22 protein-coding genes and 1 pseudogene are annotated in these 22943 nt (G+C 36.7%); 17 read left to right on the forward strand and 6 right to left on the reverse strand.

Annotated elements, in window-relative coordinates:
- Positions 1-387: 387 nt before the first annotated feature.
- From LPB68_RS00485 to LPB68_RS00500, 4 genes and pseudogenes are all read left to right on the forward strand, one after another.
- Complete coding sequence (locus tag LPB68_RS00485) at positions 388-909, forward strand: DinB family protein (protein WP_068655098.1); 522 nt, start codon at positions 388-390, stop codon at positions 907-909.
- A 76-nt stretch (positions 910-985) separates the two neighbouring features.
- Positions 986-2099, forward strand: a pseudogene (locus LPB68_RS00490) (aminopeptidase).
- Between the two features lie 188 nt (positions 2100-2287).
- Complete coding sequence (locus LPB68_RS00495) at positions 2288-2692, forward strand: VOC family protein (protein WP_068655096.1); 405 nt, start codon at positions 2288-2290, stop codon at positions 2690-2692.
- A 277-nt stretch (positions 2693-2969) separates the two neighbouring features.
- A complete protein-coding gene (locus tag LPB68_RS00500) occupies positions 2970-3413 on the forward strand; it encodes a hypothetical protein (protein ID WP_068655094.1) in 444 nt (147 codons plus the stop codon).
- A gap of 92 nt (positions 3414-3505) precedes the next feature.
- Here LPB68_RS00500 and LPB68_RS00505 read toward each other — a convergent pair whose 3' ends face one another.
- Positions 3506-5272: a sensor histidine kinase gene (locus LPB68_RS00505; RefSeq protein ID WP_068655092.1), complete on the reverse strand. Its 1767-nt coding sequence runs from the start codon at positions 5270-5272 to the stop codon at positions 3506-3508.
- Positions 5273-5706: 434 nt separating this feature from the next.
- On the opposite strand from LPB68_RS00505, the gene LPB68_RS00510 reads away from it, so the two are divergent.
- From LPB68_RS00510 to LPB68_RS00565, 13 genes are all read left to right on the forward strand, one after another.
- Complete coding sequence (locus LPB68_RS00510) at positions 5707-6411, forward strand: phosphodiester glycosidase family protein (RefSeq protein ID WP_157756143.1); 705 nt, start codon at positions 5707-5709, stop codon at positions 6409-6411.
- Between the two features lie 306 nt (positions 6412-6717).
- A complete protein-coding gene (locus tag LPB68_RS00515) occupies positions 6718-7470 on the forward strand; it encodes a GNAT family N-acetyltransferase (protein ID WP_068655089.1) in 753 nt (250 codons plus the stop codon).
- A 52-nt stretch (positions 7471-7522) separates the two neighbouring features.
- Entirely contained in the window at positions 7523-8308 is a 786-nt protein-coding gene (locus tag LPB68_RS00520; RefSeq protein ID WP_068655087.1) for an aminoglycoside adenylyltransferase domain-containing protein, read from the forward strand.
- Between the two features lie 6 nt (positions 8309-8314).
- The gene (locus LPB68_RS00525) at positions 8315-9136 is read left to right on the forward strand and encodes a pentapeptide repeat-containing protein (RefSeq protein WP_083386540.1); all 822 of its coding nucleotides are present in this window, start codon (positions 8315-8317) and stop codon (positions 9134-9136) included.
- A 26-nt stretch (positions 9137-9162) separates the two neighbouring features.
- Positions 9163-9336 (forward strand): hypothetical protein, encoded by a 174-nt coding sequence (locus LPB68_RS22125; protein ID WP_232510148.1) that lies wholly within the window; start codon positions 9163-9165, stop codon positions 9334-9336.
- A gap of 9 nt (positions 9337-9345) precedes the next feature.
- Positions 9346-9723, forward strand: a complete 378-nt coding sequence (locus tag LPB68_RS00530) for a hypothetical protein (protein ID WP_068655083.1) — start codon at positions 9346-9348, stop codon at positions 9721-9723.
- Between the two features lie 7 nt (positions 9724-9730).
- Positions 9731-10663, forward strand: a complete 933-nt coding sequence (locus LPB68_RS00535; RefSeq protein ID WP_068655081.1) for a phosphotransferase — start codon at positions 9731-9733, stop codon at positions 10661-10663.
- A 35-nt stretch (positions 10664-10698) separates the two neighbouring features.
- Positions 10699-11508: a class I SAM-dependent methyltransferase gene (locus LPB68_RS00540; protein WP_068655079.1), complete on the forward strand. Its 810-nt coding sequence runs from the start codon at positions 10699-10701 to the stop codon at positions 11506-11508.
- Between the two features lie 101 nt (positions 11509-11609).
- Entirely contained in the window at positions 11610-12101 is a 492-nt protein-coding gene (locus tag LPB68_RS00545) for an NUDIX hydrolase (protein ID WP_068655077.1), read from the forward strand.
- A 46-nt stretch (positions 12102-12147) separates the two neighbouring features.
- Positions 12148-12510, forward strand: a complete 363-nt coding sequence (locus LPB68_RS00550; protein ID WP_068655075.1) for a VOC family protein — start codon at positions 12148-12150, stop codon at positions 12508-12510.
- Positions 12511-12577: 67 nt separating this feature from the next.
- Positions 12578-13180, forward strand: a complete 603-nt coding sequence (locus tag LPB68_RS00555; RefSeq protein ID WP_068655073.1) for a GNAT family N-acetyltransferase — start codon at positions 12578-12580, stop codon at positions 13178-13180.
- Complete coding sequence (locus tag LPB68_RS00560; RefSeq protein ID WP_068655071.1) at positions 13173-13601, forward strand: GNAT family N-acetyltransferase; 429 nt, start codon at positions 13173-13175, stop codon at positions 13599-13601. Before LPB68_RS00555 ends, LPB68_RS00560 begins: the two co-directional genes overlap by 8 nt.
- 45 nt (positions 13602-13646) lie before the next feature.
- Positions 13647-14633: an ROK family protein gene (locus tag LPB68_RS00565; RefSeq protein WP_068655068.1), complete on the forward strand. Its 987-nt coding sequence runs from the start codon at positions 13647-13649 to the stop codon at positions 14631-14633.
- 81 nt (positions 14634-14714) lie between these two features.
- Here the strand turns inward: LPB68_RS00565 and LPB68_RS22585 are convergent, their stop codons facing one another.
- The 5 genes from LPB68_RS22585 to LPB68_RS00585 all read right to left on the reverse strand — a co-directional run bounded on the left by LPB68_RS22585 (position 14715) and on the right by LPB68_RS00585 (position 22830).
- Entirely contained in the window at positions 14715-14951 is a 237-nt protein-coding gene (locus LPB68_RS22585; protein ID WP_157756142.1) for a hypothetical protein, read from the reverse strand.
- Between the two features lie 85 nt (positions 14952-15036).
- Positions 15037-19143: a bifunctional nitrate reductase/sulfite reductase flavoprotein subunit alpha gene (locus tag LPB68_RS00570; RefSeq protein ID WP_068655066.1), complete on the reverse strand. Its 4107-nt coding sequence runs from the start codon at positions 19141-19143 to the stop codon at positions 15037-15039.
- A 41-nt stretch (positions 19144-19184) separates the two neighbouring features.
- Positions 19185-20417: an MFS transporter gene (locus LPB68_RS00575; RefSeq protein ID WP_068655064.1), complete on the reverse strand. Its 1233-nt coding sequence runs from the start codon at positions 20415-20417 to the stop codon at positions 19185-19187.
- A gap of 377 nt (positions 20418-20794) precedes the next feature.
- Positions 20795-21829, reverse strand: coding sequence for an NADH:flavin oxidoreductase/NADH oxidase (locus tag LPB68_RS00580; protein WP_068655062.1), 1035 nt, complete (start codon positions 21827-21829; stop codon positions 20795-20797).
- A 44-nt stretch (positions 21830-21873) separates the two neighbouring features.
- The gene (locus LPB68_RS00585) at positions 21874-22830 is read right to left on the reverse strand and encodes a helix-turn-helix transcriptional regulator (RefSeq protein ID WP_068655060.1); all 957 of its coding nucleotides are present in this window, start codon (positions 22828-22830) and stop codon (positions 21874-21876) included.
- Between the last annotated feature and the right edge of the window lie 113 nt (positions 22831-22943).

Consider the following 22943-nt stretch of genomic DNA (forward strand, 5'->3'; position numbering starts at 1 on the left):
TTAATTGGACTTACCTTAAAGAAACTTATTCCCCACATCGATACAGAAGAACATCTCCAAAATACATCTTTAACAATTTTAAATAAAAATCAAATTAAATGGGATTGTGAACTGTATAACTGTATTAATCACTTAAAAGCTGAAAACTACGAGTAGTAAATTCGAAGAGGGATGATCCGTCATCTAATATAACATTTACGCTGCGGTCAGCAAGACGGCCCTTTGCGACATGCTATGAAAGAAGTGGAAATAATGGTAAAATATAGATACAATTGAATCCTGGGTGGGCATGATTCCCCTTAATCATAGAATTAGAGCCTAAGGTCAAGTCGAGATGTAATGTATTTGTATGAATATATAAATAGTACGATTTCAAAGGAGAATATTATGATTACAAGGCCAGAACCGAATGAACATTTACCTATAGTAAAGAAATATATTGACTCAGTACCTGAAGGCAATATTATTACCATCTTAAATGATCAATTTCAAAAAAATCAATCTTTATTAAATAATCTTACTGAAGATATTGGGAACTTTAGGTATGCCTCAGATAAGTGGTCATTAAAGAATGTTATTGGGCATATCGCTGATGTAGAGAGATTATGGAGTTATATGATTTTAAGAATAGCTCGTGGAGATGTAGGAGTATTATCAGGCTATGATCGCGATTTATTTGTTGCAAATTCATTTCGTGATAAACTTCCATTAATAATGGTACTTAAAGATTATGAAGCTGTCAGAAAATCTACAATCTCATTGATTGAAACTCTACCTGAAAAATCTATTAGTAATATTGGGGAGTTTAATAGTCATCCATTTTCTGTACGTGCATGTATTTATAGTATTGCAGGTCATGAAACACATCATATGAACATTATAAAATCTAAATATCTGAATATAGGGTAAATATGAAATTGATTCAGATAAAAATATAAATTTCAGCTGCGAAATAGTTACAAAAATATAGAGTAGGAGACTGACAATGAAAGATCCAAGAATTGAACAACTTGCTAAAAATCTTATTCAATATTCGGTGAAGCTACAACAAGGTGAAAAAATATTAATTGAGGTTGATGGTTTGGAAATCCCCTTAGCCAAGGAATTGGTAAAACAAGCTTATAGTGTCGGTGGAGTTCCATTTCTACTAATTAATAATCATGAAATATTGAGAGAGATATTAATTAGTTGTACGGAAACAATTAATTGCAATGGCATCCTACGACTTAAACAGAGTTAAGGATATGCAAGCCTACATACTCATTAGAGCCGGAGAGAATATGAGTGAATTAAGTGGCATTTCTCCTGAGAAAATGGGATTGTATAGAAAGCATTATTCGCAACAGATTAATGGCAGACGTTATAATCACACGAAATGGTGTATTCTTCGTTATCCTAATCATGCCATGGCTCAACAAGCGAACATGCCAACGGAGGATTTTGAGGATTTGTATTTTAATGTATGTAATTTGGACTATTCAAAAATGGATAAAGCTATGGATAATTTAGTTGAGCAAATGGACAAAACAGATAAAGTTAGAATTACAGGAATAGAAACAGATCTAGTGTTCTCTATTAAAGGTATGCCAACTATTAAAGATGCTGGAATCATGAATATTCCTGATGGAGAAGTATATACAATGCCAGTTAAGGATTCCGTCAACGGAGTTATTTCATACAATACACCTTCATTAAAAGAGGGGTTCACTTACGAGAATATTCGTTTTGAAATTAAAAACGGAAAAATTATTCATGCTACTGGAAATGATTCAGACCGAATTAATAAATTACTGAATACGGACCAGGGTTCGAGCTATTTTGGTGAATTTGGAATAGGTCTTAATCCATATATTGAAAATATAATGAAAGATACGTTATTCGATGAAAAAATATGGGGGAGTTTTCACTTCACCCCTGGATGTGTTCCAGTTAGTTCACCTGGAAATGAAAATTGGTCCGAACTACATTGGGATATTGTTAGCATCCAAAGACCCGAATACGGTGGTGGAGAAATCTGGTTTGATGATATATTAATTCGTAAAGATGGACTATTTGTTCCTGAAAATTTACAATGCTTAAACCCAGAAAACTTAAAGTGATGATACCAAACAAACTTATGTAATAACTACAATATATATAAAAGCATAATCTATCTACCGTATCCACTTACAATTGATTGTGCTTTGTCATGGATGGAACATCATGTTAAGAAAGAAAATCAATATGAGCATCTTATTTACTATGGAGTTATGAAAAAATTGAAATGAAGCGGTTGGAGGAGAAAAGTATGAAAAGATATATTTCTAGAATTTCTACAATAGAGATTCCTGTTTCAAATCTAAATGAATCGATCCATTGGTATACGAGTTTACTTGGATTAGAAGTGACACATCGTGATGATACTACAGCAGTACTGACATTTGATTCTTTAGGAGTTCCGGGTATCTTTCTATGTGAAACAAAAAGTGAAAATAGACTACAATTCCTCAACACGAATAATGATATCAAACATAGTGTGATTGATTTTTACACTAATGATCTTAACGGCTTCTATAATTTTCTAATAGAACAGGGAGTTCAGGTTGGAACATATAATATGATTACTGAGTTTGATACTGGTGGCTTTGGATTTGAAGACCCTGACGGAAATTTATTAGGTGCATGCAATGCTATTCAGCGAGGCCAAGAGTAAGATATGGAGTACGCTAGCAAATCCCCTAATAGAACTTTGTGAGGAGAGAGACTTTTGATAGAAACGGTAACTTTAGACATGAATAAGGAACCATTTTATATTTTGTTGGATATTTTTTGAAGGACTTTATTTTAGTTTCTTAGGTACCACTCCTGGCAAGGCGAGAGAAGTATATATTTTATTCGTTATCCTCGTAACCGTAGTAACTATTGGTATTGTTGCATGGGTATATAATAGAGTTTATTAATTTCACAAATACACCTGGAGGATTGATTTTGTGGGAAAAGGTAAATCCAGGAATAATTTATTACTGATGTTTTTTTGCTGCATTATATTTTCCTTGTTAGTAAGCCATGATGAATCAAGAGTTTTTTATCAAAAATTTGAAATAAATAACTACTATGGTTCTTTAATTTTAGATATCTTAATTAACTTTTTTTCAGCTTTTTTTATACTTAAGTTAGTTTCGAAATTGAGTTTTTTTGAACATTACCATAGATTTTTGCTGAATAATTTTAATAAAAAAACAGGGAAATTTATTTCTTTTGTAGTTGTTTTAATGTTACTCTTTTTAGTATTTTTACCTATTAACTATTTCATCGAACATCATTATATTGTAACTTTCTTAGGATATCATTGGTTGTTTGCATGGCTTTATTTACTAGACAGTTTTATAATTACTGAAACAACACATCACAATAGATCAGGAAATAAATCGTGAAGGTAGGACGGGTAATAAAGAAAAGGTGCATTTCGTTCAAAAGAACGTGAATGCACCTTTTTCTAATACGCCTTGAATAGGATCATTGAATATTAATCTTTATTCTTATACTCTCGATTTGTAAGTGGAATAAGAACAGTAAATGTAGTTTCCTCTTCATTACTTTCAACGTTAATTTGACCTTTATATTTTTTAACAATATTATTTACAATCGCTAGACCTAATCCGCTGTTGTTCTTTTTTGATTTTGTCGAGTAACCATGGTCGAAAATTTTTGAAAGGTATTCCTTTGGTATTTTGGAACCATTGTTTGAAATTCGGAAGGTCATATAGCCTTTTTGGACCGTTCCATACATAACCAACTTTTTCGTTGTTAGTTCTGTATCAATCATTGCATAAAAAGCATTATCGATGATATTTCCAATAATACGAACTGTATCCATTACTTTAATTGAACTTAGGTGAACTTTGTCAAATCCTTCAAAATCATGTTCGAATTGTATATCGTTTTCAGACGCTATAGCTAATTTGGTTTGGATTAATCCGCTAAAGGCAGGAATATGAATATTGATAATATTATTTAACGAAGTATTCATACGTGTGAGCGTTTTTAAATAATCATCCATAGCATCGTACTTTTTCAAACTAGAAAGACCAGCTAATGCGAAAATTTGATTATTGTAATCATGATGATATTCTTTAATCGTTTTAAATAAGCTATCTATATTATCCACATACATACTTTGAATATCAGATGAAATTTTATTTTGACGGTTTATGAAATGCGAGATAGTCCATAAAATTATTGTACTTATCGCAAGAGCTGCAAAGGATGCTAGAAGCATTTTTTCTTGCTTTTCTTTCATCATATTATCAATGATTTCGACATCAGATGTAGCAATAACGATTAATCGATTAAATTCTTTCGCCACATTCGTATCTAATTGTAGAGGAACATAGGATTTCATAACACGTTTACCATCTACGATTTGATCAAAATGTAGTGATTCTCCTTTACTAACTGATTGAGCAGCTAGATCTAAGTCTTCTTTTACAGCATATTCATAACTACCGAACAAGACTGTTCTTTCAGAATGCCAAATAGGGTATCCCTTTACTGGAGATTTCCATTCGCCTTGGAATATTTTATCGTTTAGAATTGCGATTTCCTTTAGAAAGGGATTATTCTCAATTAGTTTTTGGATGTGGAAATCTATCCCAGATATCTCATGAAATTTAAAAATGGAATCACTAGAAATATAAGTATTTATTAAATAATCGGTTGTTCCATCATTATAATAACCCCATTTTAATATTTTCGTAGGATCAGAGGTAGTGGTGTCATATTGACCAGCCCAAAAATTAGGGAGATTTTCACCGAAGTTTTCAATCGGAGTAGCTTCGTGTTTGTCGCTCATAAGTTGTTTAAACACGACATTCCATAATCCGTATGTAAATCTGCCTGTTTTCAATCCTATTTCATCAGGAATACTCGATTTCACCGCAACAAAATCATCTATTTCTTCTGAATATTTAAATAAAGTTATGCCATCAATTTGTAGCTTTTTACTCACTTCCAATAACTGTTTATTGGTCACATCTTCGAGTTTTGACGGAAGTTCGTTTTGAGCGGCTATAGCAGCATAGCGTAGGCCTTCTGCTAAAGATCCTTCAAATAAAAGTTCCCCAGCTTGAGCTGATTGAAAAGTAAATTTGAGGTTATCAATCATATCTTCAATATCTGTTTTCTGATCCTCAATAATCGTATTGCTTGCAGAATTGTAAAAAGACACATTAACAACGCTGAATAGAACTAGCATTGTTACAATGTAAATAGTCGCTATCGTTTTGGTTCTCATATAGCTAATAAACCCTCCTGTGCAAACTCTTGAAGCAAAGCGATTAAAATTTAGATTAATGCTAAATATTCAAATTAACATTTGCTTATGTAATTTTTTACTGTATAGATAATTCTTGCTAAAAGTTGTATCTATGCGTTATTAGTGGAATTGAATAATAAAGATAGAAAATGAAAGTAACAAGTATTACATCTTAATTATACTAGTGTATATGAATAAAAGTATATGCTATAAATGTTTGGTAATGTTATCCTATTTATTTTAAGATGGATACGGAGCAATTATGCAAGATTACTGTCAAATATAAAAGCGGTTAATAATTAGGGGGACGTATGGATATGAAAAGAAAAGGGTATGAAAGGTTCGCCGTTTTAAGACGTTCTTTTCCTTTTTACTTGTGTGCTTTCATTCTAATTTTGGGGGCCGGTTCTGGATTGCTTTTAAGTAAAGATGGCATTCCCGAAGATGCTAAGTACTTTCAAATAACCGCTGACAACGGGGTTGTTCTACATGTGCTGCGTACGGAACCGAGTAGTATTTCGCTTTATAGCATAAACGACAACGTCGTGCGATCGGAAACCAATGGAATCAATGGTGGATTCTTTTGGGATAATCAGTTGTTAAGTATCGCGGTTATGGATGGCATACCCGTTAACGGTAGCCCTAAAGAATATGGCTCAGGCTGGTTTAATATCAAATACGACCGAGGAACCATCGTATACGATCGGGTCACAGGGATGGTCGACGTACAACGAGCAGCAAGTGTCGACGATCTGCATATGTCAGACGCGACAAAATTCTGGGCGCAGGGCGGAGTCAGTATGAATTTAAAGGACGAAAGTAAGTGGTATAACTTAGCGGTCAAAGAAGAAAGGCTACCGTTTCCCGACGACGAGCGGCTTCGAAGTGCAATGGCCTATGATAATCTTGGAGAAATCTATCTGGTTGTAACTTCTTCCAAATGTACGGCAGGGCAATTTCGTACTGCTATTAAGAGAAATGTTGCCGTAGGAAATTTGAATGAGGCTATATTTCTAGACGGAGACGGTTCCTCACAATTACTCGCCGGTAACGTCAAATTGGAGGGTGATGCCCGAAAAGTGTTGCAGATGATCGGGGTAACCGGAGAGAGGCGCTAGAAATGCTAAATGGAAAATGGTATATCATCGGAGGATTGGAAAGTTATTTGAGACTCTGTAACTCTCCTTTTTTTAATTTCTAAAATTTACAACAAATGGTATAATCGAAGCCGGAACTTACATAATGAGGCAAACAAAGTGCCGGAAGAACAAATAAGGCCTTTAGATTCTCTAATGGTCAATATTCCAGAGGGTGAAGTAACCTTGAGAGATGATCGAATAAAAAGGAGTTGGAATGTCTATGGCTCCTATCGAGTTTTCCGTGGCGGTAGTTAGAGAAAATTCTATAAGAATGGAGAAGATAGCATGGTCGAAGTAGTAGATATAACACCAGAAAACATTAAAGAAAAAGGATTTTTTTGCATGAGAAGTAAACCTAAATCGCAAGGTTATCAGAATAAATTATCTTGGTTGTTAAATAGATTTGATGAAGGATTAAAACTGAAAATTATAGAAGTAGATGGACAACCTAAAGGCTTTATTGAATACATACCAATTGAATATGCTTGGCGTGCAGTTCAAGGGGAGAATTATTTATTAATTCATTGTTTGTGGATTGTAGGCAGAGGAAAAGGAAATGGGTATGGTTCAATATTATTAAATGAATGTATAGAAGAGGCAAGGCGCTTAAATAAGTCAGGAGTTGCACTGGTAACAAGCAGTCAAACATGGTTAGCTGATAAACATTTTTTTGTAAAGCATGGTTTTAAATCAATAGATCAAGCTCCACCGAGTTTTGAGTTACTTGTAATGAAGTTTGATGATCAAGCAGATCCAAAATTCAGTCATGGTTGGGATGAAAGGATTCAAAATTATCGAGACGGAATAACCATTTTTAGGTCAGATCAATGTCCATATATTGATGATGCAGTAAAGACAATTATAGAAGTTGCTAGTGAGAGAAACATACCAATAAGGGTTATTGAGTATGAGAATTCGGAAGATGCTAGATATGCCCCCTCTGCCAATGGAATATTCAACGTAATCTATAACGGGAAATTGCTAACATATCATCCAATTAACAAAAGGGAATTATATAAATTACTAGACCAAGCTTAGTTTAAGAGGTGCAGAACATAACCAAACAACAATTATTAAAGGTGTGATATTATTGGAAAAACAAATAAATTTAGACTCAGTCGTTGAGCTATTTAAGAAAGAACTTTCAGATGTACTCATTGGGATATATCTTCATGGGTCAATGGCTATGAAATGTTTTAATCCATCCCATAGTGATATCGATTTATTAATTATTACACGAGATAAAAGTCCTATTGAGACTTATCAGAGAATCGCGAAGCAACTTATTGTAATCGAAGAAGAGGAAATAAAAATTGCTAAGGGATTGGAATTAAGTATTATTTTGGAGAGAAACTTTAAGGATTTTGTTTACCCAACGCCTTTTGAATTTCATTATTCTGCGTTCCACAAGGAGAGATATAAGAATGAAGAGTTCTATTTCTGTGGTGGATATGATGATCCCGATCTAGCTGCTCATTTTGTAGTTGCATACAATCGTGGAATTACGCTCTATGGTCGACCTTTCAATGAGATTTTTAACTTAATCGACAAAAAATATTACGTAAATTCAATTACTTCTGATGTAAAAAATGCACAAGAGGAAATTGTGGATAATCCGATTTATTATGTTTTAAACCTATGTAGGGCTCTTCAATATTTACATGAGTCAACTATTTCATCTAAAAAAGAAGGTGGAGAATGGGCATTAGGGATATTGCCTAAGAAGTATGTTGATTTAGTTGATAAATGTTTAGCCAGTTATAACAATGCAAGTATCTCATTAGAATTAAACAACCAGTTCCTTTTAGATTTTGCGGAATACATGATAAATAATATCGATAATTCAAAGCTCAATTCACGCAACGAGGATGTGTAAATTATTGTGTCTAATAAATATAGTGCAGATTGTGAACAATGTTTTGGTTTATGCTGTGTAGCACTACCCTATGCAAAATCTTCAGATTTTGCGTTTAATAAAGATGGAGGGACACCTTGTCGAAACCTGCAAACGGATTATCGTTGTGGTGTACACAAAAATCTAAGAAATAAAGGTTTTCGGGGCTGTACGGTTTATGAATGCTTTGGAGCAGGTCAGATGATTTCCCAAGTTACTTACAACGGAAAAGATTGGCGAGAAAACCCTACGTTAGCTAAGGAAATGTTCGATGTATTTCCAATAATGCAACAACTGTATGAGATGCTTTATTACTTAAATGAAGCACTTAGCAATGATGATACTCAACCTATCCATAAAGACTTAAAACATATGGTAGCGGAAACTGAACGTCTTACTATGCAGGATCCCAAATTTCTCTTAGAGCTGCATGTCCCAACTCATAGGGCATTTGTTAATGGTTTACTGCTGCAAACAAGTGAATTAGTGCGTGCAAAAGTTAAGAATAACAAAGAAAAAAATAAACAGAATAAAGTTTTAAAGGGGAAAGATCTTATAGGTGCGAACTTAAGAGGTGCTAGTCTTATAGGTGACAATTTGCGAGGAGTTTTATTTATTGCATCTGATCTCCGAGATGCTGACATGAGAATGACCGACCTTATTGGTGCAGACTTTAGAGATGCTGATTTAAGTGGAGCTAATCTCACTGGAAGTATTTTTCTTACGCAAGCACAAGTGAATTCGGCTAATGGCGATAGTAATACTAAGCTGCCATCTACTTTAAACATTCCAAATCATTGGTTGAAATAAAATTTTAATCTTAAGGAGCAAACGGTATGATAGATATTTCTGAATTTGCTATAAATGAACCACTGAAGATCATTATTGGTGCTTCATCTCAATCATATCCTGGCTGGATACAGACTCAAGAAAATGGGTTGAATTTACTTAATAGAGATGATTGGGTGAAAAGTTTCGGTGATAGGAAAATTACATATCTTAAAAAATGAGGTGATGACATGAAGAAGTCCCTTTTTATTATCCTACTTACATTAGTATTTGTTGTTTCTTGTCAATCTAGTGATAATGTAGGGCAAGAGATAGAGGCCAATTTGAACAAAATTATAAATAACAAGGAAATAGCACACTCTAGTAATCCAAATGATTATATTAAACAGAATCAGAATGAATACGATAATATTATAAGTAAAGATGAACAAGGGCTCGAATATTTAATAGAAAATCTAAAAACTAGTAAAGAAGATGGATTAAAAGAATGGATAATGGCAAAGGCATGTAATGATATTTTGAAATCCGATAACCCGATCCAAGAATGGTCAACAGGGAAGGAATGGATTAACAAATATATGTTGCAAGGGCAGCTAGATGGAGGATGAAGATAATATGGATGATTGTAACATACAAGCAGAACGAATTGCTGCGGCTTATTTGCTAGAACAAGTGAAATCCTCATACCAGATCATCGGTAAAGGCTTCGTAAATCAAGTATTCGTAGTCGAGACGGAGTATCGGAAAGTTGTTATACGGATGAACGATAAAGGTACTTATCCTAGCTATATAAAAGAAAAATGGTGTATCGAGCAAGCAGCAGCAGTTGGCATTCCCGGGCCTGAGGTGCTGTCGATTGGTATAGCAGATGACACAGCATATATGATTCAATCTTTTGTAGATGGTGACAATGGTCTAGATAGTAGCGTTCTTAAGTCTGATATTTGGAGGCAGCTTGGTGTATATGCCGAACTTTTTCGTTCGATTCAAGTAAAGGGATACGGTGAAAATCTGATTGATCCAGTTCTTGGTGAGTTCCAATCACCTTCGCATGCAGGATCTGACGGTAGTTGGATAGGTTATGTGCAGTATAATATCAATAGTCTGACGGAGAATGATCGATTGATTGAGCTTGGAGTAATCACTCGGATGAAATCGCTGAAGGTACGACAACTCTTTGAGACTTTGAAGAAAGGATCATTTGACTTCGGTATAATACATGGAGATATCTCATTGAAGAATACGATTGTCAATCAAGCAGGTCAAGTTATATTACTGGATTGGGGTAGTGCAGAAGTAAGCGTGGTACCGCATGGAGAAATAATTTATTTGATACAGTGCCAAATCCAAAGCGGAGACCCGAATAATGAGGAATTCAAAGCATTCTTAGATGGGTATGGCATAAGTATAAATGATCTTGCTGAAATGAGACAATTACTACTATTAAGAGCTTTTGATAAACTTAGATGGGCAATTGATCGAAGTCCTGACCTGATCGAACCCTTTGCTGAGTACGCAAAGCAAGTTGTTGACATGGTGTTGGAATAGAAGAATGAATAATCTAAAAAATCATGGGGGTAATCATGGATAAAATCGTGAAATATTATAGTTCATTCGATGAGTGGGGACGTCTTGACCGGGAGCCGATTGAATTCCTAGTGAATCTACATTTTATAAAGCGGTATTTACCCGATCATGGAGTGATCCTAGATAACGGTGCGGGTCCTGGTAAATATTCCATTGAATTAGCTAAATCAGATTATCAGGTTACGCTTACTGATTTAACTCCAAAACTTGTAGAATTTGCGAAGGATAAAATAGCTGAAGAAGGAGTCAATCATCAAATTGAATGTCGAGTGGCTGATGCAAGAGATTTATCAATCTTTGCAGATCAAGGTTTTGATGCAAGCCTGATGTTGGGACCTATGTATCATTTGCAAACCGAAGTGGATCGCGATAAGGCTATCTCTGAACTGTTTCGAGTAACAAGAAAAGATGGCTATGTGTTTGTAGCCTTTATGTCTAGAATTAAGCATTTAACAACATCCATTTCATTCCCGAATGCTTGGAAGCCAAATCATACTGCGGATGGAATCTTAGAGTTTCTAGACACTGGCGTATTCAATCATAGTGATGAGGGACGATTTACGGGAGCGTATTATTTCAACATTGAAGACATTGAGCCAACTATGGAGAAGCATGGGTTTCAGACCGTTAAACTTATTGCATCGGGCAGTATTGCTGGAGGTATGAAGCCAGAACAATGGGATTATTGGCGGGAACAGGGAGAAGAAGAGTATCAAAAAATTATAAATATAATCATGGAATCAGCTGAGAATCCTTATATTCTTGGAGCCTCATCCCATTTATTATATATAGGGAAAAGGAAATAATAGTGATTTTTCTTAACGATTTCCTTACTTTTGTTTATGTTTATTATGAACCATCTTTCCTATAATGAAAGCGTAGTCAAAGTTGAAGGAGGGTTGATATTATGTTTTATGTGAATACAAGAGCAATAATTGAAAGAAAAATGGGTGCAGAAATAGAAATTGTCATTCAGAATAGGAACAAAGCAAATGAACCTATAACCATTGAATTACCCGGTGGACGAATTGAACCATTCGAATCACTAACGCAAGCCTTAAGAAGAGAGGTTAAGGAAGAAACAGGATTAGATCTCATTGTAATAGAAGAAGAAGATTTACGGATTGTTTCCGAGGGGGTTTACTTTGAAGTTGAATGTATACAGCCATTTGTCGCCTTTCAGACTATTAAAGGACCAGTAGATTCGGTTGGTTATTATTTTAGATGTAAAGCCGAGGGTGAATTATTGGACTCTGGTGACGAAACAACGGATATAAGATGGATTAATATAAAAGATTTGAAGGTTCTATTGGAGGATGATCCTAGACAATTCTCTGATGTAGACAGGGCTGGTATTGAATATTATTTGAAACATATAGAACGTAATGGATGCCGGTAATAACATTCGATGGTTAGTTGAACAAGAAATTAGAGGAGTGATATATATGATTAAAGGATTTCATCATGCCCAAATAACAATACCTATTGGTAAAGAAGATGAAGCTAAGAAATTTTACTGCGAAGTACTTCATTTGCAAGAGATTGAAAAACCAGATTCTTTGAAAGGAAGAGGTGGATTCTGGATTCAGGTTGGAGATAAAGAACTTCATATTGGGACGGAAGAAAATGTGGATCGAAGTAAAACTAAAGCACATATCGCATACGAAGTAACCGACTTATGTGAAATGGAAAGGCTATTAAAAGAAGTTGGTATAAAAAGATTAGAATCAATTGAAATACCGGGTTATGAAAGATTTGAATTTAGAGATCCATTTGGCAATCGAGTAGAATTTATTAAACGGAATTAGTTAGTTATTGAAATTATAACAATACATTACACAATAGAACTGCAGATATAAGAGAAAGGTGAAAATCATGGAAGTGGATATCTTATTCTCGGAGTCACCCGTTTTTGAAACAGAGCGGTTGATACTAAGAAAACTAAGTATGAATGACCTAGACAGTTATTTTGAATTTGCTTCGGATCCGATTGTGTCAGTAAGCACTCTATGGAATAGACATGAGACCATCGAAGATACAAAAGATTACCTTCATAAAGTAATGGGTAAATATGAATCCAAAGAGGCATTTCGTTGGGGAATTATATATAAACCAAATAATCAATTGATTGGAAGAACCGGTTTAATTAGTTGGGATGTGACGCATAGTAGAGCGGAGATTGGTTATGCTCTAGCAAGTCAGTACTGGAACAAAGGTATTATTTCAGAAGCAACACGGGAAGTAATGCGCTATGGATTCGAGAAACTAGAATTGAATCGAATAGAAGGAAGATGTAATTACAATAATGAAGGTTCTGCTCGGGTAATGGAGAAGCTGGGTATGAAGCTAGAGGGGATATTACGTGAACAATTAAAGATCAAGGGAACATTTATGGATCAAAGGCTTTATTCAATATTAAAGAGTGATTATGTAAGTACTATTAATAAAAGCAGTTCTAGGGGGATAAAAAATGAATAGTGAATATAAAACGTTAAATAGAGTACCTACAATTAAAGAATACATAAACCTTTGTAATGCAGTTGGCTGGAAAGATTATATGAACTTTGATGTTGCAGAAGAATCTTTAGCACAATCTTTATTTACTGTAGTTATTCAATATGAAGATCAGATCATTGGGATGGGAAGAGTGATTGGAGACGGAAAGATATATTTCTATATTCAAGATGTGGCAATTATACCAGAGCATCAAAATAAAGGGGTCGGTAATCTTATCATGTCTGCCATTACAGGTTTCTTAAAGGAGAATGCACCTGAGAAATCATTTGTTGGAATGTTTGCATCACAAGGAAAAGAAACGTTTTATCAGAAATATGGTTTTAATCAACATGAAGGAATGACAGGAATATTCGGAGTGAAACATGAAGGAGAAATAAAGTAAGTTCTACTAAAACTTTGTAATCTATGAAAAAGGAGTTTTATAAAAATGGATAGAAATCAGTTTATAGTAGGGATTGATCTTGGTGGTACTAACATTAAAGCGGCTATTTTTAATAATGAATTCAAAACGATAACTGAAAAGAGTATTTCTACAGAAGCGGCCCTAGGACCTAACCATGTATTGAATAGAATTATTGTAACCATAAAAGAAATGCTGGAGACAACAAATTTGTCAGTAAACGATATCAAATGTATGGGAATGGGTACACCAGGTCTATTAGATCCAGATGATGGGTTGTCTATTTTTTCTCCAAATTTTCCTAACTGGGAGAATATCCATGTTGTAAATTACATGAAAACTTATTTTGATTTTCCAACTTTCATTGATAATGATGTTCGTGTCAATCTTTATGGTGAATGGAGCTTTGGCGCTGGGGTCGGTTATCAAAACCTAGTATTAATTACATTAGGAACAGGATTAGGGTCTGGAATTATCAATGATGGAAAAGTTATTTATGGTAAAACTTCAAGTGCTGGAGAAATTGGACACATGAATATGTATAGAGAAGGAAGGCCTTGTAAATGCGGAAGTTCTGGGTGCTTAGGAAGGTACGTTTCTGCTATAGGAATGGTAAACACGTTTATTGAAAAACTCAATAATGGTCAAAGAAGTATCATTCAAGATTGGGTCGACCAAGACCAAAGTAAAATATCTGCAAAAATGATTTCTGAAGCATATGATCTAGGAGATCATCTAGCTATTGAAGTCTTACATGAAACTGGGAAAATATTAGGTTTTGGACTTTCTAATGTAATCAATTTATTAAACCCTGAAATCATTATTGTAGGTGGAGGCATGTCTGCTGCTGGAGATCGGTTGTTAAACATCGTTCGAGAAACCACTGCTAAACATTCATTAAAGTTATCTAATCAGGCATGTATAATACAGCAAGCTCAACTAGGAGAAAAAGCAGGAATGATCGGTGCCGCTACATATGCCAATGTGAGATTTACATCAATGTGGAGAAAATAACGATGAGCTTTTTCATCAACTGACAGTCGCCATGTTTCCTTACAGAAAAAAACCCACATAAGTGGGCCTTAGTAGATAGTATTAATCTATTACGGCAAATGTTCCTTCAACCAGAAGGAAGTGCCCTCCACGAACGAATGTCATAATTTTACTGACCGGTATCTTAGTCGCATGGGATATATCCATTACAATAGAATTAGGATGATCTGTTACATAGGTTCTAATATGTTCGTAATCGATCTTACAAGTTTCGCATATTCCTGTATTCGTTCTAGGTCTTAAATTACCGCAAAATTTACAAAGTATATGATCACTCATTGTAAGCCAAATCCCATCAAGTAATATAGTATTCAATATAAACTATATTACCATAAATTTAGAAATTATTCTCTGAACAATTCAATTAATATACATCCCGCAAATATCGTTTAGAATGAGACATCTCCCTGACATATCTTTCTGACTCTTCTTTAGTCATATTTCCATGCACTTGAATTATATTCTTGAGTGTTATATCGACTTCTTTAGCCATCGTTTCAGCGTCTCCGCATACATAAAAGTAAGCACCTTCTTGGATCCATGCCCACATCTCCATGCCATGCTCAAACATGCGATCCTGCACATATATTTTGTCCGGTTGGTCGCGTGAAAAGGCAGTATCCAATCTGTGTAAGCAACCCTCTTTCAGTAAGTTCTCTAGTTCTTCTTGGAAATAGAAATCACAATGTTCTCGTTGCTCTCCAAATATTAACCAGTTCTTGCCCTTGGCCTTCGTTACTTGACGTTCTTGTAAGAATGCGCGGAAGGGACCTACGCCAGTACCCGGACCGATCATGATTATGGGAACATCTTGATGATGTGGTGGACGGAAATGTGAAGTTTTCTGTATAAAAATAGGAATTTGTTGATTCTCATTCGCCCGATCAGCGAGAAAAGTAGAACATACGCCTTTACGAGCTTTACCATTGTGTTCATATCTTACTGTTGAGACGATTACATGTACTTCATCTGGATGTACTTTCTGACTAGATGAAATGGAATATAGACGAGGTTGTAGAACTTTGAGTGTTCTAATGAAATCTTCTGCCAGGGTAAAGCTATTAATCGGAAATTCCAGTAGTACATCAATCAGTTGTCGTCCCCCAAGCCAATCCTTCAGTTGTTCATTGTCCATCATCTTAAGTAACTGATTGAGTAGATTACTACCTGAATGATCCTGAACGAACTGTAGAAATTCTGGTGTTATACGAGTGATATCAAAATGTTGTAACAACGCTTTTTCGATTGTCATCTTACCCTTGCCTTCAATGAATACTAAAGAGGATGGTTGCAGTTTCATCGCTCCAAGAATATCTTCAACAAGTTGTGGGCAATTGGTCGGCCATATGCCAAGGGCATCACCAACATCATATTTCATTTGGGTATTTTTAAGGTTGAAAATAACATGCCGCGTTTCTTTCTCCGAGTTATCTGAATTTAGTCGATGATTAGACTGGATATTCGTATGAAACGGGTGATTTCGGTCGTATGTCATAACTTCCGTAGTAGCAGTTGTTTCTTTTATGACCAGATCGATATTGTTCATCCATGATTCGGCTTGATTATGGAAATCTGTATCGCAACAGACGAACTCAAAGGCTCTTTGAGCTCCAAGTTGCTCCATCCTAGCATCAAGTTGACGCCCGAATCCGCAAAACTGGTCATAATTCGTGTCACCAAAAGCAAGAACCGCAAATTGAAGCTGGGGTAAATGTGTCATGTCATCAGCACTTAGCGAATAGAAGAAGTTCTCACCGTTATCGGGAGGATCACCAGCACCAAATGTACTAGCAATGAATAAAACAAAACGTTCCGTGGATAGTTCTGATATAGAGTAGTCATTCATATTTAGTAATCGAATATTATACCCGGAACTTTGTAATTTCTTTGCACAGTCGATAGCAACATTTTCAGCATTACCGGTCTGTGAAGCCCATAGAATGGTGACAGGAAACTTGTTATCTTTATCTAACACTTTTGTCGACTCCATAGTCTTATCCGGCATGTGTAAGATTGAATTCGTTGGTATGAATTTAGCTTCAGGAAGATGAGTGCGGGAGAACATTCCAGCAAGCAAGCCATCCAGATAATCACGCTTTGACTCTTCAAGAGGTGCGCTGAGAGGAAGGAAGGGAACTCCAAAAGTTGATAATGATTCATCCGTACGTAGACTTGCTATGAAACCGGACAGGTATATTTTTTCGCGATGGTCTAATGTGATTGTCGATGAAGGTTGAATGTCCAACATACTCGCAAGTATATCAATTTGAGCCATAACCATTTCCTCCTTCTGTTTAGCAGTCTTAAGCTTGAGTTGATTAGTAACTCTTTCGAGTGAAACAGCACAATATTTAAATTCGGGCTGAAAAGAGATCGGATCTATGGCATCGTTAGTGACTTCGTTAATTGCAAGATTCTCACCAAAAATATCATTCCAATGGAAGGGTGCAAAGCAATTCCCAGGTCGAACTCTAGTTGTTATGACTGCCGGAAGTACTGCTTTACCTCGACGGGACCGAATTTCTACTAAGTCTTGATCGCTAATTAGGAGAATGGCAGCATCTTCTTCATGAATTTCGATAAAAGGACCCGCGTTTAGCTTATTAAGTATAGGAATTTTTCCAGTCTTCGTCATGGTGTGCCATTGATGTTGTAGACGACCTGTATTCAGGACAAAAGAAAACTCGTTGTCTGGCATTTCTGCAGGCTGCATGAATGGACGAGGCAGAAAGATACCCTTACCACTTTCAGTTGGGAATGCAAGGTTAGGTACGCTTCCATCATCATTCACCTTCAAAATTTGCGAGATACCATTATTCAGATATCGAATAGGATTACGATCATTGGGACTGTTCGGAGCACATGGCCATTGCATCGGTGTCTCGCTTAGTTTTTCATAGGAGGCACCTCGGATATCGTATCCGCTTTTAGGATTCCACGCTTGTTGGATCTCCTGGTAGACTTCGGATGCGGATTCATAGCTGAAAGCACTGGAGTACCCCATCTCACAAGCAACTCGGGCGATAATTTGCCAGTCGGGCAATGCTTCACCAGGTGGATCAACGGCTTTGTTCAACAATGTTAAGTTGCGTTCTGAATTGACCATAACGCCTTCAGTCTCAGACCATAATGATCCGGGTAACATAATATCTGCATATCGATTCGTCTCCGTGTGAAAAAATGCATCCTGCGTGATAACCAATTCAACTGCTTCGAGGGCAGCGATGACATTCTTGCGATTAGGGACGGTAGCGACTGGGTTGGTACAAATAATCCAACACGCTTTGATGTTTCCTGTCAGCATATTTTGGAACATAGAGATAGTTCCTGAACCTACATCAGTCTTCAGCGAGCCTTGAGGGATATTCCACATATTTTCGATAAAAATACGATCTTCTTCAACTAAAACAGAACGTTGTCCAGGTAATCCGGGCCCCATGTAACCCATCTCACGACCGCCCATCGCATTCGGTTGACCCGTGAGTGAGAAGGGCCCACTACCCGTTCTGCATATTTTACCTGTCGCTAAATGTAGATTACAGATGGCATTCGTATGCCATGTACCATGAGTACTTTGATTGAGTCCCATCGTCCAACAGGTCATCCATTCTGGCGACTCGCCGATCCATAGGGCTGCTTTGCGAATATCAGCTTCGGGTATACCCGTTATTTCTGCAACTATTTCTGGCGTATAATCATTTAGAAATTCAGTCATGTTCTCCCAACCCGAAGTGAATTTAGCAATGAAATTAGGATCCGCATGTCCGTTTTGGATCAATATATGCAGTATGCCATTTAAGAGAGCGAGATCCGTACCTGGCTTGATTTGTAAAAAGAGTGTTGCTTTATCTGCTGTATTGTTGCGTCGTGGATCCACAACAATCAATTTAGCACCAGATTTTACCCGATCCATCATGCGTAGGAATAGAATGGGGTGACAGTCGGCCATATTGGCACCAATGATAAAAAATAAATTCGTATGATCTATATCCTGATATGATCCTGGTGGCCCATCTGAACCAAGAGATAATTTGTAACCACTCCCAGCACTCGCCATACATAAACGTGAATTAGACTCGATGTTGTTCGTTCTGATGTAACCTTTAGCTAATTTATTGATCAAGTACTGTGCTTCTAGTGTCATTTGACCCGATACGTAAAAGGAGAGGGCATCGGGACCATGTTCATCGAGAATGGCGCGGAGTCGATGTGCTGTTTCACTAATTGCTAGATCAATACTCGTTCTCACGGGTTCATCCGTTCTCGACTGACGCCTATGAGCATATTCCAATCGTCCTGATTCTGTGATTGCTTGAGCACAAGTATTACCTTTCGTACACAATCTACCCTTATTCGTAGGATGCTCTTTATCTCCAGTGACTTTGACAACGTGGTTATTTGCTACTTCAAGTACAATTCCGCAACCAACACCACAATAGGGGCAGACGCTCTTTATTTTTTTATTTGTCATGTGGATTCACCGCCATTGGAGTGCTTAAGCACGGATTGAATTTAATAATTGATTCCAGATTCATTGGTAGCCCAAGATTTTCTCCATGAGCGAGTGACTACGTAGAATATAAGTGTTGTTGCTAGGACAATGGAGCCAATGACAAGAAATCCTGTAACGTGAGAACCTGTAGATTCTTTTAATGGACCCAGTATATATTTAGGTAACAGGAATCCTCCTAAACCACCTGCTGCTCCAACGATCCCAGTAACGACGCCAATTTCTTTAGAGAAACGTTGCGGAACAATTTGAAAAACAGATCCATTACCCATACCTAAGCAAGCCATCATCACACTTGTATATATAAGCATAATAAGGAATGAACTAGGCATTGTAGCGATGGCAAACGCACATAACGTAATGATGCTATACAGGACGGTTAAGAATCTCATGCCACCAATTCTGTCCGCAATCCAACCACCAATAGGTCTGAAAAAACTTCCCGCGATAACAGTAATCGTAACTAAGTAACCAACCTGTATCTTTGTGATTCCGCCTGGAACGATATGATCGCCATACACATCATAGAAGAAAATACTGAAATAGCTTGCAAATCCAACAAATCCACCAAATGTAATTGCATAGAACATAGAGAACCACCAAGTGTCGGCAGATTTGAATACACTTAGGTAATCTTTCATAGTTTTTGGTGCAGGTGCATTGGGAGCGTCCTTGGCCACAATCGCAAAGAAGATAATAACAAGAACCAAAGGAATGATTGCGATACCAAATACATTATGCCAACCATAAGCTTCCGCTAACTGAGGTCCAAAGAATGTAGCTAATGCAGTCCCACTATTCCCAGCTCCGGCAATCCCCATCGCTAGTCCTTGATATTCTGGAGGATACCACCGACTAGCTAACGAAAGGGATACAGCAAAACTTGCGCCAGCGATACCTAACAAGAATCCTATTGTTTGAACTTGAAGTATATTAGTTCCGCCCAACCAACCAAAGACTAGAGGTAATATCGTTAGCCCCATTCCAAGAAGGCCTGTTTTTTTAGAACCAATTCGATCAGCTAAGATTCCCAACGGTATCCGAAAAATAGAACCTCCAAGTATAGGAATCGCCACCATAGTCGCTTTCTGAGTATCTGTTAGCCCAAAATCCTTGGTAATGTAGAGCGATAGAGAACCGCAAAGTACCCAAATCATAAAACTAACATCAAAATAAAGAAAAGCTGACAATAAACTAGGAAAATGACCGGCCTTACGAAAACTTTTAACTTCCATCTCTATATTCTCCTCCATCCCATATAAATCAGGGTTATAAAAGGCCGATTCAACAAGATCCGCATAGTTGCGAATGATGTTTAATCGGCCTCGTTGCCCTAATAGTCAGCCACATCGTCGTGACTGACTGTATTCGATTAATGAGTTCTTATAGTGGTACTATAAGTAATTTTTATATGAATGTCAATAAACATAACGCAAAAAAACTTATTATATTTAATTATAGCTTGATTTTCTGATATTTATCTAAATTATGTAATGAAATTTTACATATACATATCATATAAGTAACATTATAATCAATGAGTTACTTATACCAATAAAATAAGCCGAAACACTCACGAAAGTGTTCGGCTCATGGCGTTGTACATGTTATGTTACATGCCTCTTAGATATTGTGCAGGAGGTACCACTTTATTGGTAACCGTCTTGATGGAATGAATTGCCCAATAAGGGTCATTCAACATTCCACGACCTACAGCAATAAGATCAGCATCATCATTTGCAATGGTTGCATCTGCGAGATAAGGATCATCGAGTCTACCAACTGCTATAACAGGTACGTTTAATGATTGTTTAAATGCTCGAGCAAATGGAATTTGATATCCTGAATGGTTAGCAGGCTTCACTTTTCCTGGAGGTGCTTCACCGCCACTAGATACATGAAAGATATCGACTCCAGCCTCTTTAAATTTCTCCCCTAACTTGAGGGAATGTTCTAGATCATAGCCTCCATCCATATATTCAACGGCTGAAATCCTCATGATTAATGGCATATCCGCAGGCATTACGCTTCGCACCGCCTCGATGACTTCAACTCCAAATCGAGACAAATCCTGGCCATATTCGTCTGTTCGGTTATTAATTCCTGGCGAATGAAACTGATGGAGTAAATAACCATGAGCGCCATGTAATTCGATCGTATCAAATCCCGCTTCAATCGCTCGTCTAGCTGTATCTTTAAACTGAGTAACCGTTACTTTAACTTCTTCGTTAGTTAGCGCTCTTGGTGGGTTCTGCGTCGAATTAATAGTACTATCATTTACTGGAATATCAGAAGATCCGACAGGTTGAATCGCATCTTCTGCTTTACGTCCCGCATGAGCAATTTGAATTCCAATCTTCGCACCATATTTATGAACTTCGTTAACGATTCGTTGATAAGCTGGAATCTGATCATCTGACCATAGTCCTAAATCTGCATTCGTGATGCGACCATCAGGGTCGATGTCCGTCATTTCTACAATGATAAGACCGGTTCCACCGATAGCTCTAGACACATAATGAACAAAGTGCCAGTCGTTTGGTATTCCATCTTTTGCTTCAACAGAATATTGGCACATTGGAGCCATAACGATCCGATTTTTTAACTTCAGACCCTTGTATGTAAATGTGGAATCTATTTGTACCATATAATCACTACTCCTCAATAATTTTATTTTCAAATAATATATCCTTACGTTTCCAGTAATATTTCCCCTGTCCGGGACAGATCATAACCCGCAATGGACTGAAGTTCTTTCCTGAATTCATCCGATCTTAGAATATGAAGTAGGGGCTCAATCCATATGTGATTATTTGCAGTTTTGAGCATAACAAGATCATAGTTTTCTTTGATTAATGGTATGAAATCGATATTGCCTACAATAGAAGCAGCTTTCTCGATGCCTACACCAACATCTGCTTCACCTGATGCCACCTTAGACGCTACCCCGAGATGATTGCTCTCCACTTGATTATAGCCCAATAGTTGATCGGGCTTTATTCCATGTAGACGTAGTTGTTCATCTAATAATACCCGAGCACCAGAACCTTTCTCGCGATTGGATAGACGTAAGCCCTTAGTGGCCAAATCAGCCCAAGTCTTTAATGATAGTGGATTTCCTTGCTTGACATACAATCCTGCATTTCTAGAGAGCAAATTGACAACGATATAAGAGTTGCCTACAAGAATTCTTCGGATATAGGGTAGATTGTATTCTCCTGTATCACCATCGAGAAGATGAGTACTGACAATGTCAGATTCACCCCGGTACATCGAGATTAAACTATCTAGGCTTCCTACATAAGCACGGAGTGGGCGTATTCCATCCATATGGGTCTCCATATATTTCGCTAGAATGTCAAGAACGAGATCCTGACCTGTAATAACGAGAGGTCGTAACCCAACATTAGTGGCTTGTGGTTGAGTCGGAGTTGGAGTTAGAGATTCCAATTTTATGGGCTGTTCGTTCATTGGTATTCCTTTGGATCGTTGTTTATAAGCTTCAAGGTCGATGGGGTCCACGCGCATCTGTTTACCAACCCGATATGACGCTAACTCACCTTTTTTTATTAAGTCATATACGGTGAGTTTAGATATCTTAAGTAACTTGGCAATTTCTTCGGTAGTATACGAGATATCGTCGGACATGATTTTCCTCCTTAATAACTTTTCTAGCTTTGTAATGATTAAGATTAGTGTAACATATTAGGATGTGACCGTTTTGTTAATAGTATTTACATGTGTTATTAATGGGTTATAAT

This window comes from Paenibacillus crassostreae (genome assembly GCF_001857945.1).
Lineage (GTDB): Bacteria > Bacillota > Bacilli > Paenibacillales > Paenibacillaceae > Paenibacillus_AQ > Paenibacillus_AQ crassostreae.